Below are 14,828 nucleotides of genomic sequence, written 5' to 3'. Positions count from 1 at the left end.
CGATATTTTGTCGACAATGTGCGCTAACATTGCCGTCCGAACCGTGCCAGTCCGATGACGCAACCCCGCATTTATCCGCTCGGCGATGCCGCCCTCGTCTGCGAGGTGCCGCCGCCCGCCACGCTCGATTGCCAGCGCCGCGTCTGGGCCGTGGCCGAGGCCGCGCGCGCGTGGCCCGACGTGATCGACGTCGTCCCCGGCATGAACAACCTGACCATCGTGTTCGACGCGCTCGCCGCGACGGCCGACTCGCTCACGCCCGCGCTGCGCGACGCTTGGGAGACGGCCGACATCGAGCACGCGGACGGCCGCGAGGTCGACATCCCGGTCGAGTACGGCGGGGCCGCCGGCCCCGACCTGGCCGCCGTCGCCGCCCACACGGGCCTGTCGGCCGACGAGGTCGTCGCGCGCCACGCGGGCGGCACCTACGTCGTGTTCTTCATCGGCTTCCAGCCGGGCTTCGCGTATCTCGGCGGCCTCGACGCGTCGCTGCACACGCCGCGCCGCTCGGCGCCGCGCCTCGAGGTGCCGGCCGGCTCGGTCGGCATCGGCGGCGCGCAGACGGGCATCTACCCGGCCACGTCGCCCGGCGGCTGGCAACTGATCGGCCGCACGTCGCAGTCGCTGTTCGATCCGGCGCGGCCGCAGCCGACGCTGCTGCTGCCCGGCGACCGCGTCCGCTTCACCATTGCGGGAGTCGACCCGCGATGACCCAGAGCCACGCACCGGGCACCATCGAGGTCGTGCGGGCCGGCCCGCTGTCGACCGTGCAGGATCTCGGCCGCCGCGGCACGCGCCATCTCGGCGTCGCGCAGGGCGGCGCGCTCGACGGCCTCGCGCTCGAGGTCGGCAACCGGCTCGTCGGCAACCGCCCCGACGCGGCGGCCGTCGAAATCACGATCGGCCCCGCCACGTTCCGCTTCACGCGCGCCACGCGCATCGCGATCACCGGCACCGAATTCGGCGCGACGCTCGACGGCAAGCCCGTGTACTCGTGGTGGAGCCTGCCGGTCCGCGCCGGGCAAACGCTCGTGCTGCCGGCCGCGAAACGGGGCATGCGCGGCTACCTGTGCATCGCGGGCGGCATCGACGTGCTGCCGATGCTCGGCTCGCGCAGCACCGATCTCGCGTCGCGCTTCGGCGGCCTCGGCGGCCGCGCGCTGCGCGACGGCGACCGGCTCCCGGTCGGCGTGCCGCCGGCCGGCGCGGGCTGCCTCGCGGCCGATGCGCCCGAATTCGGCGTGAAGGCGCCGGCGTGGTGCGCGTTCGTGCGCGTCGACGAGCCGCCGCGCCGCCACCGCCCCGCGCACGCGCCGTGGGCGATGCCCGTGCGCGTGCTGCCGGGCCCCGACTACGCGTCGTTCGCGGCCGATTCGCAGCAGGCGTTCTGGGACGAGGAATGGCTCGTCACCGCGAACAGCAACCGGATGGGCTATCGGCTCGCCGGCGCCGAGCTCGTGCGCGAGCGCCCGGTCGAGCTGCTGTCGCACGCGGTGCTGCCCGGCACGATCCAGGTGCCGCCGAACGGCCAGCCGATCGTGCTGATGCACGACGCCCAGACCACCGGCGGCTACCCGAAGATCGGCACGGTGATCCGCGCCGACCTGTGGAAGCTCGCGCAGGCGCGGCTCAACCTGCCGATCCGCTTCGTGCGCACGACGCTCGACGCCGCGCGCGCCGCCCTCGTCGCCGAACGGGCGTACTTGCGGCAGATCGACGTCGCGATCGAGATGCGCGAGGAAGCGCGCCGCGGCGCCCAATCGCGCGCGGCGTGACAATGACGGAAGCGGCACGAAGGACGCGCCACGCAACCAGTGGACGAGGAACATCATGGAAATCGATCTGAATGCCGATCTCGGCGAAGGATGCGGATCGGACGAGGCGCTGCTCGACCTCGTCACGTCGGCGAACATCGCATGCGGATGGCATGCAGGCGGCGCGAATGCGATGCGCGACTGCGTGCGCTGGGCCGTGCAGAAAGGTGTGTCGATCGGCGCGCATCCGAGCTTTCACGATCCGGAGAATTTCGGCCGCAAGGAAATGCAGTTGCCGGCCGGCGACATCTACGCGGGCGTGCTGTACCAGCTCGGCGCGCTGTCGGCGATCGCGCAGGCCGAGGGCGGGCGCATCGCGCACGTGAAACCGCACGGCGCGCTGTACAACCAGGCCGCGCGCGATCCGATGATCGCCGACGCGGTGGTGTCCGCGATCCACGACTTCGATCCGTCGCTCGCGGTGTTCGGGCTCGCGAACAGCGTGTTCATCGCGGCCGCGCGACATGCGGGGCTCGCGGCGGTGGAGGAAGTGTTCGCCGATCGCGGCTACCGCGCGGACGGCTCGCTGGTGCCGCGCAGCCTGCCCGGCGCGTTGATCGACGATGAAGAGGCGGTGCTCGCGCGCACGCTCGACATGGTGCGCAACCGGCAGGTGCGCGCATTGAGCGGCGAATGGGTGCCGCTCAATGCGCAGACCGTCTGCCTGCATGGCGACGGGCCGCATGCGCTGGCATTCGCGAAAAGGATTCGTGCGGCGCTCGAAGCGGCGGGCGTCGACGTCGTGGCGCCCGGCGCGCTGCAGGCCGACGAAGGGGCTTAAGTCGTTCCACCTCCACTGGCGCCTCTTGCGCCTACGTGCAGCGCTTCTCGAGCAAGGCCGCGTCACCCGCGAGCGTCGCATCGGAAGGGCATCCGGCGCGGCATGCCTTCGCCGGTTTGCGGATTCGTCGCATCGTCGAACGAATACACCGGATTTCGCTCCCCTCAACATCGAAGGCTCTTTTCGGCAAGCTCCGTCCTTCGAGAGCGCGGCACGTCGGCTCCTTGATTCCTTCGACCTGCATCGAAGCATCGATTCGCCGGACGGGGCGGCTGGCGCTCGCGTCGCCCGAGAGACAGCCCGTCTTCCGCCGAGTTATCTCGAAAAAACCGTGAGAAATTCCATATTTTCAGACGATTGAACCGCTGTTAAGTTTGGTGCCGAGACAGTCAATCGGAATGGCCGATCGGTTTTCTCTCATTCAAAGGAGACTTGACTCATGCGGGTTCTGACGAAGGACGAAATCAACCAAGCCAGCGGCGCGATTACCTGCACGCTCAATCCGAATCCGATCAATCTCGCCGACCTCGCGATCGCAACGGCATTGGGGGCGCTGGCCGGCCCTCAAATGGCGATTCTCGCTGGCGGCGGCAATTTCCTCTCCCAAAGCTGGATCTGCCGGTTCTGACCCAGATCGAAGCCCCGATCGCCCCGGTCGGGGCAATTTGCGTACTCGGCCAGATATGTTCTGAACCAAACCGCTCGATCCAATGAAACTCCGCACGGTCACCGATATCCTCAAGAGATACTGGGTCTATGGCGTTTTTCTTGCCCCTCTGGCTCCCCGTTTCGGAGGCGGCTGGAAAGGTATCGTCCTTGCCGCGATCATCCGGTCGGCAATCGTTTCGATACCGTATGCAATTCTGTTCCACGCATTCTCATCGGAAAATATCTTTGGATGGCTAATCGTCAGCTCGTCCGCACTTCTTTACTCGATCTGGCAGGAATTTCGCGCGAGCCCAAAAAATCGGCATTGACATCGCGCCCCGTCAGAATGCTCGAATCGACTAAAACCGACGAAAACCCAATCGCAATGGATGCAGTGAAACGATTCATGATCCGCTGGATTCATTTCAATCCACTTGCACACCGCTTCGGAGGCGGGTGCACGGGAATCGTCATGGCCGCCACAGCAAAAACCGCGCTGTTCGCAATCATCCATGCCGTCGTACTCGGCGTCACCGATATCGGAACACTTTCGTCGTGGCTCGCTTCCACTGCAGTGATGTTTGTCGTCATGCTGGCAGGCGAAGTGCTCGGCCAATGGGTTCATCGACGCTAACCCCGACACGCACCGACCGGCCCCAGGTTGGACGGCACCGCCGAAATCAGGCTCTGTCCGAATCGACCACGCGGTCCGTCAGGCAATGAAAAGCAAAACCCTCGCTGCAACCCTGAAAAAACTGGCTCGGCACGGCATCTTTCTCGGTCCGCTTGCTCCTCGCCTCGGAGGGGGATGGATCGGCATCCTGGCTGGCGGAGCAGTCAGAGGCCTCGTATTTTCCGTACTGTCCGCACTGGCGCTGTACATGCTCGGCACATGGGAACTGTTCAAATGGAGCGTGGGGACCGTCGGTTTCCTCCTGTATTCGGTCTTGCTTGAAATAGACCTCAGCCGGCAATGACGGTGCCGACTGCTCATCGACGTGCTCGTTCACCGCGACATCGCATCGCGCTGGCAGGCAACCGGTTCGTCCCGCCCACCTTCCCATCCCCGGCCCTGCCGTGCATCGATCATCCCGAGCGCGATCGCTCGCGTCATGGCGTGCGTGCGATTCCTGACCCCGAGCATCCGCATCACGTTCGCGATGTGATTGTCGACCGTGCCGACAGCCAGCGTCAGCGCCGTCGCGATTTCCTTCGTCGAATACCCGGCGCCGAGCAACTGCAGCACGTCCCGCTGGCGTCCCGTCAACCGCACGTCGTCCCCCGCGTGCGCAGCGATCTCCGGATACGCGGGGCGGCCGTCGAGCACTGACTGCAATGCGTCGGAGAAATCGCCGAGCGGCACACCCTTGGCAAGGTAGGCGATCATGCCGAGGCGCTTCGCCTCGGCGATCCACGACGGTCGCACACCCGCCGTGACGATCGCGCATCGATCGGCGACACCCGACGCATGAAACTGCCGCGCAAACGGCAGCCCGCCGCCAGGCACCTCAAGATCCAGAAGAATCCGGAACCACGCGGGCGCGCGATGAAACACTTCCATCGCGCCGCTCGCACTGTGACAAATCGTGACGTCGAGCCGGGCATCGAGGTCCACCAGCGCACCGCCTATCGCATTCGCAACGATCGGATGCGCATCGACCACCAGCACCGGCAGGCGCTCCCGTCCTCGTCCGTTCATCCGTCCGCCCCTGTTCGTTCGCCGTGGTAGGACGTAGACGGTGCCATCTCGGGCATCTCGACACAATCGCATAGCGTCCATTGTGCTGAACCCGGACGGGTGGCGCCGGCTCATCGGGCAGGCTCGATTCGGCTTGGGAAGAGACGCCCGCCCGAGATGGCAGGCGAAGGAGCGAGTGCCGGCGTGCCCGACAAGCGAGGCGGTAAACGGCACATCGAGCTGGGCACGATCACGACCGGAACACATCGGCCGCACCAAAGAAAAAAGCGCCCTCGTGGCGCTTTTCCGTTGGCGCAATCGCTGCGGCTTCGCCGTCTGTCGATTCGCCCCCCGAAACCGTCTTTCGACGGTGACCGGAAAACCATTCCGGATTAAAAAACGTCCGCCGCCGCCCGATCACTGCCTTCCCCGGTCAGACGACGGAACGTCGCTTATGTGCAAGTCGGCCTGCATGCATGTGTTTTCGACGACGATTGGCCCCGCCGTGCATGCAGACTCTCCGCGGCCGCCACGTGCTTCATGTGCCGGCGACGCTCACCCCGCGCTTTATTTCTGCTACCCCGTAGAACTTATCTATTCTTTTCATTTTTTCAACTTGTGGGGTGAAGAATAGATATCGGCCGAACGGGATGTCAATCGTTTTAAACGCTATTTTCCGACGATTCAAGGGTTTTCCTTATCGAGCGACGCCACCGCGCAGGCGCCGTGGGCCGTGCGCGCGACGTCGATCAAACAGGGGACGATCGATGCGGGCAGGCGGGCGCGATCAGTTCGCGTCGACCCGGTATCCTTGCTGGCGCAACAATTCGAGCACGCCGCGCGGGCCACCCAGATGCAGCGCGCCGATCGCGACGAACAGCGGCCGGTTCGGCGCGGCGATTGCCGTCATCCGTGCAACGAAGCGCCGGTTGCGCTCGTACACGATCTTGTTGTCGAGCGACGCCGACAGCGCCTTCGAACGCGCGAGCCGCTCGCTCTTCGCGACGGCCCATGCGGAGATCGCATCGGCGTCGCCAATTCGCCACAGCCGGTGCAGCGCCTTGATGTCGTCGGCGTTCTGCGCGGGCGTCTGCACCATGTCCTGCGCGAGCATCTCGCGCTGCTCGGCCAGCGTCAGCCCGGTGAACGCGCGCATCTGCTCGGCGAGCGTCTCGAGCCCGATCACGCGGCCGCCCTTCTTCTTCAGGAACACGTTCTGCAGTTGCGCCTCGGTGCCGTATTCGGTCTGCAGGCCCGCCGACAGCGAATCGTAGGTCTCGACGACGAGCGCCGCGAGCCACGGCCGCATCTTGCGGATCTCGGCGAGCGCGGCCGGATTGCCGCGCAGGCGCGCCGCGAGCCGCTCCCACAGCGGCTCGGGCAGCAGGCGCTGCAGGCACGGGTAGCGGCACACGCCGTACTTCGACACGTCGTCCTGCGATTCGAGCAGGTCGTCGGGCGACAGTTCGAGCGCGAGCGTCGGCGACGCGGCGAGCGCCGCGAGGATGCGCGGCCGGAACGGCTGCGCGCTCGGGTAATCGGACGGATCGCCCGTGTGCAGCGTGCCGAGCACGTAGAGCGTGACCTTGCCCTTGGTCGCGACGTAGAAAGGCATGCGCGCCGGCTGCACGCGCACGGTGCCGCGCGATACCGTGCCGTCCGCTCCGGCCGGCGCGTGGAAGCCCGGCAGGCTCATGCCGGGCGGCGGAACCTGCGACGGATGAATCGGCGAAGTCGCCGGCGCACGCCCTTCGGCTCGCGCCGGCTCGACGGGCACCACGACGCTGGCCGCCACGCACGCACCGGCCAGCGCCGCGCCCGTGACGGTGTGCACGCTCCAGCGCCGCGCGTAGCGGTACGCGCGCAGCGCGCGCGCGCTGCCGGCCCCCGCACGGCGCACGCCGGACACGCGCGCCGCCAACGCTTCAGGCATTCTCCTCCCCGACCTCCTCGGCGCGATGGCAGGCCACGCGCCGGCCGTCCACTTCGCGCAATTGCGGCTCCTCTACACGGCACCGCTCGATCGCGTACGGGCAGCGCTGGTGAAACGCGCAGCCCGACGGCGGATTGAGCGGCGACGGCAGCTCGCCCTGCAGCTTGATCTGCACGCGGCGGTCTTCCTCGAAGATCGCCGGCGTCGCCGACATCAGCGCTCGCGTGTACGGATGGCGCGGCCGTGCGTAGATCGTCGCCTTGTCGCCAAGCTCGGCGACGCTGCCGAAATACATCACCATCACGTCGTCGGCGACGTGCTCGACCACCGACAGGTTGTGCGAGATGAACACGTAGCTCGTCTTGAACTGCTCCTGCAGATCCATGAACAGGTTCAGGATCTGCGCCTGGATCGACACGTCGAGCGCGGACACCGGCTCGTCGGCGACGACGATGCGCGGATCGAGGATCATCGCGCGCGCGATCGCGACCCGCTGGCGCTGGCCGCCCGAGAACATGTGCGGATAGCGCTTCGCGTGCTCGGGCCGCAGGCCGACCGTGCGCATGATCTGCGCGATGCGGGCGGCGCGCTCGGCGGCCGTCAGGTTCGCGTTGATCTTGAGCGGCTCGGCGAGCGTCTGCTCGACGGTCTTGCGCGGGTTGAGCGACGCGAACGGGTTCTGGAACACCATCTGCACGCGGCGGCGCAGGTCGGCGATCGTGTCGCGGCTCGCGCCGGCCACGTTCTTGCCGTCGATCGTCAGGCTGCCCGACGTGGGCGTCTCGATCATCGTGAGCTGGCGCGCGAGCGTCGACTTCCCGCAGCCCGACTCGCCGACGACGGCGAGCGTCTTGCCGCGCTTCAGCGAGAACGACACGCCGTTCAGCGCCTTCACCGTGCCCTGCCCGAACATCCCGCGCTTGACCGAATAGTGCTTCGCGAGCGCGTCGGCGACCAGCACCGTATCGTCGTCGCGAGATGCGTGGCGCGTTTCGTGGACAGCATTCATCGTGCGCCTCCGTTCAGGTCGAGGGTGGAAAGATTGAGCGGCTTGATGCAGCGCGCGCGCATCGCATCGTTGCCCGGCACCAGCGTGTCGAGCGCCGGCCGCGCCTTGCGGCAATCGTCGACGACGTACTTGCAGCGCGGCGCGAACAGGCACCCGGACGGGCGATCATCGCGGCCCGGCACCATGCCCGGCAATGCGGCAAGGCGACGCGCCCCCTGATTGTGCTCGGGAATCGCCGCGAGCAGCGCTTCGGTGTACGGATGATGCGGCGCGCGGAAGATGTCGGGCACGCGGTTGGTCTCGATGATCTCGCCCGCATACATCACCGCGACGCGATGCGCGACCTCGGATACCACCGCCAGATCGTGCGAGATCAGCACGAGCGCCATCCCGCGCTCCTTCTGCAGCTTTACGAGCAGATCCATGATCTGCGCCTGGATCGTCACGTCGAGCGCGGTGGTCGGCTCGTCGGCGATCAGCAGCTTCGGGTTGCACGCGACCGCCATCGCGATCATCACGCGCTGGTTCATCCCGCCCGACATCTGATGCGGGAACGACGCGATGCGGTTCTTCGCATCGGGAATGCCGACCTGGTCGAGCAGTTCGAGCGCGCGCCGGTGCAGCGCGTCGCCGCGCAGGCCTTCGTGCAGCTTCAGCACCTCCTTGATCTGGTAGCCGACCGTGTAGCTCGGATTCAGGCTCGTCAGCGCGTCCTGGAACACCATCGCGATGTCCTTGCCGACGATCTTGCGGCGCGCCTTCGGCGACGCCTTCAGCAGGTCGACGCCGTCGAACGTGACCTCGTCGGCCGTCACCTTGCCCGGCGCGTCGATCAGGCCCATCAGCGCCATCATCGTCACGCTCTTGCCCGAGCCCGATTCGCCGACGACGCCCACCACCTCGCCCGGCGCGACAGACAGGTTGATCCGGTCGACCGCGGGCAGGCCGTTGAAGTTCACCGCGAGATTGCGGATAGTCAGTAGATTTTGGGTCATGCCATCCTCCGCCGGGCCGCCCCAAGGAGGATGACCGCCCCCTTGGGGGGCAACGAACGAAGAGAGTGTGGGGGTCGTTTCATATCACGCCATCCGCTTCAGTTTGGGATCGAGCGCGTCGCGCAGCCCGTCGCCGAGCAGGTTGATCGCGAGCACCGAAATCAGGATCGACAGCCCGGGCATCGTCACGATCCACCACGCGTTGTCGATGTAGTCGCGCGCGGACGCGAGCATCGCGCCCCACTCGGCGGTCGGCGGCTGCACGCCGAGGCCGAGGAAGCCGAGCGCGGCCGCGTCGAGGATCGCCGACGAGAAGCCGAGCGTCGCCTGCACGATCAGCGGCGCCGTGCAGTTCGGCAGCACCTGCGAGAACATCAGGCGCAGCGTGCCGGCGCCGGCCACGCGCGACGCGGTTACGTATTCCTTCTGCAGCTCGCCGAGCGCCGACGCGCGCGTGAGGCGCACGTAGGCCGGCAGCGCGACGATCGCGATCGCGAACATCGTGTTGGTGAGGCCCGGGCCGATGATCGCGACGACCGCGACCGCGAGCAGCAGCGACGGCAGCGCGAGCAGCACGTCCATGATCCGCATCACCGGCGTGTCGGCCCACTTCTGGAAGAACGCGGCGATCAGGCCGAGCACGATGCCGGGGATCAGCGCGAGCACGACCGACACGAAGCCGATCCAGAACGACATCCGCGCGCCGAACATCAGCCGCGAAAGGATGTCGCGGCCCGCTTCGTCGGTGCCGAGGATGAATTGCCAGTTGCCGCCGGCGAGCCACGCGGGCGGGATCTTCACGTAGTCGCGGTATTGCTCGACCGGGCTGTGCGGCGCGATCAGTGGCGCGAGGATCGCGACCAGGATCAGCAGCAGCACGACGATGCCCGCGCCGACGGCGCCGCGGTTGCGCGAGAAATTGGCCCAGAACTCGCGCAGCGCGAGCGCACGGCCGCCGGCCGGCGCGGATTCGCTCGGCAGGGTATTTTGCAGATTGCTCATGGAATTACCTCGTGTGGCGGATGCGCGGATTCAGCACGCCGTACAGCAGGTCGACGACCAGGTTCACGACGATCACGAGCGTCGCGATCAGCAGGATGCCGCCCTGGACGACCGGATAATCGCGGCGGCCGATCGCATCGATCAGCCACTTGCCGACGCCGGGCCACGAAAAGAGCGTCTCGGTCAGCACGGCGCCCGCAAGCAGCGTGCCGATCTGCAGGCCGATCACGGTGACGACCGGGATCAGCGCATTGCGCAGCGCATGCACGACGACCACGCGCACGGGCGACAGCCCTTTCGCGCGGGCGGTGCGGATGTAGTCCTCGCGCAGCACTTCGAGCATCGACGAGCGCGTCATCCGCGCGATCACCGCGAGCGGGATCGTGCCGAGCACGATCGCGGGCAGGATCAGGTGGCTCACCGCCGACTTGAACGAGCCTTCGTCGGGCGCGAGCAGCGCGTCGATCAGCATGAAGCCGGTCGGATGCGGGAAATCGTATTCGACCGCGATGCGCCCCGACACGGGCGTCCAGCCGAGGTACGACGAAAACACCATGATGAGGATCAGCCCCCACCAGAAGATCGGCATCGAGTAGCCGGTGAGCGCGGTGCCCATCACGCCGTGATCGATGACCGAGCCGCGCCGCAGCGCGGCGATCACGCCGGCCGGCAGTCCGACCACGAGCGCGAACACCAGTGCGCACAGCGACAGTTCGACGGTCGCCGGGAAGCGCGCGAAGAATTCGCCCGCGACGCTGGTGTTGGTGATGATCGACATGCCGAGGTCGCCATGCAGCGCCCGGCCGACATAGTGGAGGTACTGCAGCGGCAGCGGCTCGTCGAGCCCGAGGCGCTTCATCGCCTCTGCGTGCATCGCGGGATCGACGCCGCGCTCGCCCATCATCACTTCGATGGGGTCGCCCGGTATCAGGTGAATCAGCGCAAACGCCAGGATGGTGATGCCGATGAAGGTCGGGATCACCATCCCCACGCGGCGCAACACGAATCTGAACATGATGCGTCTCGTATTTTCTTGTGGGAAATGTGCGACCGGCGACGGGAAGCTTTTGGCCTCCCGCCGCCGGATGAGTTAGCCGGTCTTCGCGACAGCTTACGACAGGCGTGTTACTTCACGCTCACCCCGTCGAAGCGGGCATAGCCGAGCGGTTCGATACGCATGTCGACCACGTTCTTGCGCACCGGCTGATAGACCGTCGAGTTCGCGATCGGCGAGAACGGCAGCTGCTGCGCGAAGATCTGCTGCGCCTGCGTGTAGAGCTTCGTGCGCGCGTCCTGGCCCGTCGTCGTGCGGCCCTTCTGGACCAGCTCGTCGAACGGCTTGTAGCACCAGTGCGAGAAGTTGTTGCCCTTGATCGCCTCGCAGCCGAGCAGCGTGCCGAGCCAGTTGTCCGGATCGCCGTTGTCGCCCGTCCAGCCGATCAGCATCGTGTCCTGCTCGCCGCCGTGCGCGCGCTTGATGTACTCGCCCCACTCGTACGTGACGATCTTCGCCTTCACGCCGATCTTCGCCCAGTCGGCCTGGATCATCTCGGCCATCAGGCGCGCGTTCGGGTTGTACGCGCGCTGCACCGGCATCGCCCACAGCGTGATCTCGAAACCGTTCGGATAGCCCGCCTTCGCGAGCAGCGCCTTCGCCTTCGCGGTGTCGTACGCGGCCATCTTCAGGTTCTTGTCGTACGACCATTGGGTCGGCGGCATCGGCGCGGTCGCGGCCTGGCCGGCGCCCTGGTAGACGGACTCGAGGATCGCCTTCTTGTTGATCGCCATGTCGAGCGCCTGACGCACTTCGAGCTTGTCGACCGGCTTGTGCTCGACGTTGTACGCGAGGTAGCCGAGGTTGAAGCCGGCCTGCGACGGCATGTCGACGTTCGGATCGGCCTTCAGCGTCGCGATGTCGGCCGGGCGCGGATAGCTCATCACCTGGCATTCGTTGCGCTTGATCTTCTGCACGCGCACGCCCGGATCGGGCGTGATCGAGAAGATCAGCTTCGACAGCTTCACCGCACCCTTCTTCCAGTAATCAGGATTGCCATCGAAGCGGATCGTCGCGTCCTTCGTGTAGCTGCGGAAGATGAACGGGCCCGTGCCGATCGGCTTCTGGTTGATGTCGGCGGCCTTGCCGGCCTTCATCAACTGGTCGCCGTATTCGGCCGACAGGATCGACGCGAATTCCATCGCCATGTTCTGGATGAACGGCGCGTTCGGCTCGGCCAGCGTGAACTTCACGGTGTACGGGTCGACCTTCTCGATCTTCGTGATCAGCTTGTCGAGGCCCATGTCGGTGAAGTACGGGAACGACACCGGGTATGCCTTGCGGAACGCGTTGTTCGGATCGAGCATGCGCTCGAACGAGAACACGACGTCGTCCGCGTTGAATTCGCGCGTCGGCTTGAAGAAGTCGGTCGTGTGGAACTTCACGCCATGGCGCAGGTGGAACGTGTACACCTTGCCGTCGGACGACACGTCCCACTTCTCGGCGAGGCCGGGCTCGACCTTCGTGCCGCCGCGCTCGAATTCGACGAGGCGGTTGTAGACGGTGAACGTGGCGGCGGTGAAATCGACGCCGGTCGTGAATTGCGCGGAATCGAAACCCGCCGGGCTGCCTTCTGAGCAGTAGACGAGCGTTTTGTTCGGGATCTGTGCGAATGCAGAGCCCGCGACGCCGAGCGATGCCGCTGCCACGCCTGCCATGGCGGTAACACGCAGGGTGTGCAACAGACGGTTGTATTCCATGTTTCCTCCAGGTCTCCAGATCGGAACCGGCCCCGCCAGGGGCCGGCGTACGCGGATATTACTTGAGCTAACGATGCGGCAACAAGCTGGAGAAAAAACTCTTCTGGATGCCCGCCGGGTTTTTGCCGATTTTTAGTGTGGGTAAAAAATGCGACAACGCGCGCGAGCGACGATTCCGTTCATTTCGCGGCATGTTTCGTTCGACGACTAAACAATTCGGGTGCGAACACGAAAGGGGCGACGCCCCGTTTCCTCCGCATTCCGCAGCACATCATTGCGTTTTGCGAAACGATTCGATGACCGTCTTCGAATCGTCACGTCGTCACGCCGGCGCATCGAGATCGGCGCTGCGCGCGGGCACGAACGCGACCGCGACGATCGACAGCGCGAGCCCCGCCATCACGTAGTAGGTCGGCGCGAGCGGCGTGCCCGTGACCTTGATCAGCCACGTGACGATGAACTGGCCGAAGCCGCCGAACAGCATCACCGCGACGTTGTACGCGATCGACAGCCCGGTCGAGCGCACGTTGGCCGGGAACAGCTCGGCGATCATCGCGCCGAACGGTCCGTAGTAGCCCGCGAGCGTCACCGACAGCACGGCCTGTACCGCGATCAGCCGCCCGATGCTCGGCGCCGCATCGAGCCACGCGAACAGCGGATACATCAGCGCGAGCGTCAGCACGAGCGACCACAGCGACAGCCCCTTGCGGCCGATGCGGTCCGACCACGCGCCGGCGACCGGCGACAGCACCATCAGCAGCAAGTTGCCGACGATCACCGCGTAGAACGACTCCGCATAAGGCAGCTTCAGTTGCTTCACCGCGAAGGTCGGCAGATAACTGATCAGCACGTAGATCGTCACCGTGAGCGCGATCACCGAGCCGAGCCCGCACAGCACCTCGCGCGGATGGCGCGTGAATACTTCGCCGAGCGTCGCGCGGCGCGCGCTTTGCTGCGCATGCAGGAATGCTTCGGAATCCGCGAGATGGCGGCGGATGTAGAAGCCGATCGGGCCGATCACGAGCCCGAGGATGAACGGCACGCGCCAGCCCCAGCTGCGCAGCGCGTCGTGCGACAGCCCGCGCGTGACGGCTGCGCCGACGAGCGCGCCGATCAATAGCGCGGCCGCCTGGCTCGCCATCTGCCAGCTGCCGTAGAAACCGCGTTTCGAGAACGGCGCGGCTTCGATCAGCAGCGCCGTCGCGCTGCCGAATTCGCCGCCCGCGGAAAAGCCCTGCAGCAGGCGGCCGAGCACGATCAGGAGCGGCCCGCCGATGCCGATCGCCGCATAGGGCGGCGCGATCGCGAGCAGGAAGATGCCGGCCGTCATCAGCAGGATCACGAGCGACAGCGCGGCCTTGCGGCCCGCGCGGTCCGCGTACAGCCCGAACACGATGCCGCCGATCGGGCGCATGAAGAACGCGACGCCGAACGTCGCGGTGGTGAGCAGCAGCGACGAGTATTCGCTGGTGGTCGGGAAGAACAGCTCGGCGATCACGACCGTCATGAAGCCGAACACCGTGAAGTCGTACCACTCGAGCGCATTGCCGATCACGGCGGCCACCACCGCGCGCCGGTTCAGCGCACGCTCGGGCCGGGTCGCTTTCGTTGAATTCGCAATCGTCGCCATGCGTGCCTCGTCCTCGTGAATACGCCGTGTCGGGCGGTTCGGCGCGCGGCGTGCCGCGGCGCGCTGGTGTGCAGCGAGTGTAGAAAGCGACGGAACCGTTTTCAAGCAATAAAAAACGCCCGCCATCGAACGACGGCGAGCGTGTTGCGGTTTTCGCCACAATGCGGCATCGCACGACGCCGCACGGGACTCAACCCATCTTCGAGAACGCGCTGCACCAGCCCTTCGCCGACACCTGCTTGCCGGGGAACGCGCCGCACGGGCCCGAAGCCGAGCCCTTCTTGCCCTGATACAGCATGCAGGCCGCGCAATCCTGGCCCGCTGCGTATTTCGGGTACTTCGTCTTGTCGACCTTCGCGGCATCGGCCTTGTAGCCGAGCGCCGTCGCGGTCGGATCGGTTTCCGACAGCATCGGCGCATCGGCCAGCGCTTCGCGCGACAGCGCCAGCGCGGACACGGCGCCAATGCTCGTGATCAGGAAACTCCGACGGGATGTTTTCATGGGGGACTCGCTCCAACGTTATCGGTTTGAAAGCCGTTCTGGCGACGGCGTACGACAGAATAACGCCCAAGCGGATAAATGT

Annotated in this window: 15 protein-coding genes; 6 read left to right on the top strand and 9 right to left on the bottom strand. The window is 66.3% G+C overall.

What is annotated here, in order from left to right:
• Positions 1 to 54: 54 nt before the first annotated feature.
• The 6 genes from pxpB to WT53_RS01190 all read left to right on the top strand — a co-directional run bounded on the left by pxpB (position 55) and on the right by WT53_RS01190 (position 4,220).
• On the top strand, positions 55 to 711 hold the full coding sequence (gene pxpB / locus WT53_RS01215) for a 5-oxoprolinase subunit PxpB (protein ID WP_060258188.1): 657 nt from the start codon (positions 55 to 57) through the stop codon (positions 709 to 711).
• Positions 708 to 1,775: a biotin-dependent carboxyltransferase family protein gene (locus WT53_RS01210; RefSeq protein WP_060258185.1), complete on the top strand. Its 1,068-nt coding sequence runs from the start codon at positions 708 to 710 to the stop codon at positions 1,773 to 1,775. Before pxpB ends, WT53_RS01210 begins: the two co-directional genes overlap by 4 nt.
• 55 nt (positions 1,776 to 1,830) lie before the next feature.
• Positions 1,831 to 2,595 carry a 5-oxoprolinase subunit PxpA gene (gene pxpA / locus WT53_RS01205; protein WP_034208618.1) on the top strand — a complete coding sequence of 255 codons (765 nt, stop codon included), beginning with the start codon at positions 1,831 to 1,833 and terminating at the stop codon, positions 2,593 to 2,595.
• A gap of 439 nt (positions 2,596 to 3,034) precedes the next feature.
• Positions 3,035 to 3,223 carry a hypothetical protein gene (locus tag WT53_RS01200; protein ID WP_034208619.1) on the top strand — a complete coding sequence of 63 codons (189 nt, stop codon included), beginning with the start codon at positions 3,035 to 3,037 and terminating at the stop codon, positions 3,221 to 3,223.
• A 270-nt stretch (positions 3,224 to 3,493) separates the two neighbouring features.
• On the top strand, positions 3,494 to 3,877 hold the full coding sequence (locus tag WT53_RS33280; protein WP_155294483.1) for a hypothetical protein: 384 nt from the start codon (positions 3,494 to 3,496) through the stop codon (positions 3,875 to 3,877).
• A gap of 85 nt (positions 3,878 to 3,962) precedes the next feature.
• Positions 3,963 to 4,220, top strand: coding sequence for a hypothetical protein (locus WT53_RS01190; protein ID WP_034208621.1), 258 nt, complete (start codon positions 3,963 to 3,965; stop codon positions 4,218 to 4,220).
• 29 nt (positions 4,221 to 4,249) lie between these two features.
• Here the strand turns inward: WT53_RS01190 and WT53_RS01185 are convergent, their stop codons facing one another.
• From WT53_RS01185 to WT53_RS01145, 9 genes are all read right to left on the bottom strand, one after another.
• Complete coding sequence (locus WT53_RS01185; RefSeq protein WP_230624937.1) at positions 4,250 to 4,912, bottom strand: response regulator transcription factor; 663 nt, start codon at positions 4,910 to 4,912, stop codon at positions 4,250 to 4,252.
• Positions 4,913 to 5,708: 796 nt separating this feature from the next.
• Positions 5,709 to 6,854: a TraB/GumN family protein gene (locus WT53_RS01180; RefSeq protein ID WP_034208623.1), complete on the bottom strand. Its 1,146-nt coding sequence runs from the start codon at positions 6,852 to 6,854 to the stop codon at positions 5,709 to 5,711.
• The gene (locus WT53_RS01175) at positions 6,847 to 7,863 is read right to left on the bottom strand and encodes a peptide ABC transporter ATP-binding protein (protein ID WP_060258182.1); all 1,017 of its coding nucleotides are present in this window, start codon (positions 7,861 to 7,863) and stop codon (positions 6,847 to 6,849) included. The genes WT53_RS01180 and WT53_RS01175 overlap by 8 nt, the downstream gene beginning before the upstream one ends.
• Positions 7,860 to 8,858, bottom strand: coding sequence for an ABC transporter ATP-binding protein (locus WT53_RS01170; RefSeq protein WP_034208625.1), 999 nt, complete (start codon positions 8,856 to 8,858; stop codon positions 7,860 to 7,862). The genes WT53_RS01175 and WT53_RS01170 overlap by 4 nt, the downstream gene beginning before the upstream one ends.
• Before the next feature lie 84 nt (positions 8,859 to 8,942).
• Complete coding sequence (locus WT53_RS01165; RefSeq protein WP_034208626.1) at positions 8,943 to 9,860, bottom strand: ABC transporter permease subunit; 918 nt, start codon at positions 9,858 to 9,860, stop codon at positions 8,943 to 8,945.
• 4 nt (positions 9,861 to 9,864) lie between these two features.
• Entirely contained in the window at positions 9,865 to 10,875 is a 1,011-nt protein-coding gene (locus WT53_RS01160; protein ID WP_034208627.1) for an ABC transporter permease subunit, read from the bottom strand.
• A 110-nt stretch (positions 10,876 to 10,985) separates the two neighbouring features.
• Entirely contained in the window at positions 10,986 to 12,614 is a 1,629-nt protein-coding gene (locus WT53_RS01155; protein ID WP_034208628.1) for an ABC transporter substrate-binding protein, read from the bottom strand.
• A 322-nt stretch (positions 12,615 to 12,936) separates the two neighbouring features.
• The gene (locus WT53_RS01150) at positions 12,937 to 14,244 is read right to left on the bottom strand and encodes an MFS transporter (RefSeq protein ID WP_034208629.1); all 1,308 of its coding nucleotides are present in this window, start codon (positions 14,242 to 14,244) and stop codon (positions 12,937 to 12,939) included.
• A 190-nt stretch (positions 14,245 to 14,434) separates the two neighbouring features.
• Positions 14,435 to 14,746 carry a high-potential iron-sulfur protein gene (locus tag WT53_RS01145; protein ID WP_034208630.1) on the bottom strand — a complete coding sequence of 104 codons (312 nt, stop codon included), beginning with the start codon at positions 14,744 to 14,746 and terminating at the stop codon, positions 14,435 to 14,437.
• Positions 14,747 to 14,828 lie beyond the last annotated feature (82 nt).

Origin of the sequence: Burkholderia sp. MSMB2157WGS, from assembly GCF_001532755.1 — a bacterium.
Taxonomy (GTDB): domain Bacteria; phylum Pseudomonadota; class Gammaproteobacteria; order Burkholderiales; family Burkholderiaceae; genus Burkholderia.
This window is presented reverse-complemented; position numbering and strand designations above follow the sequence as displayed.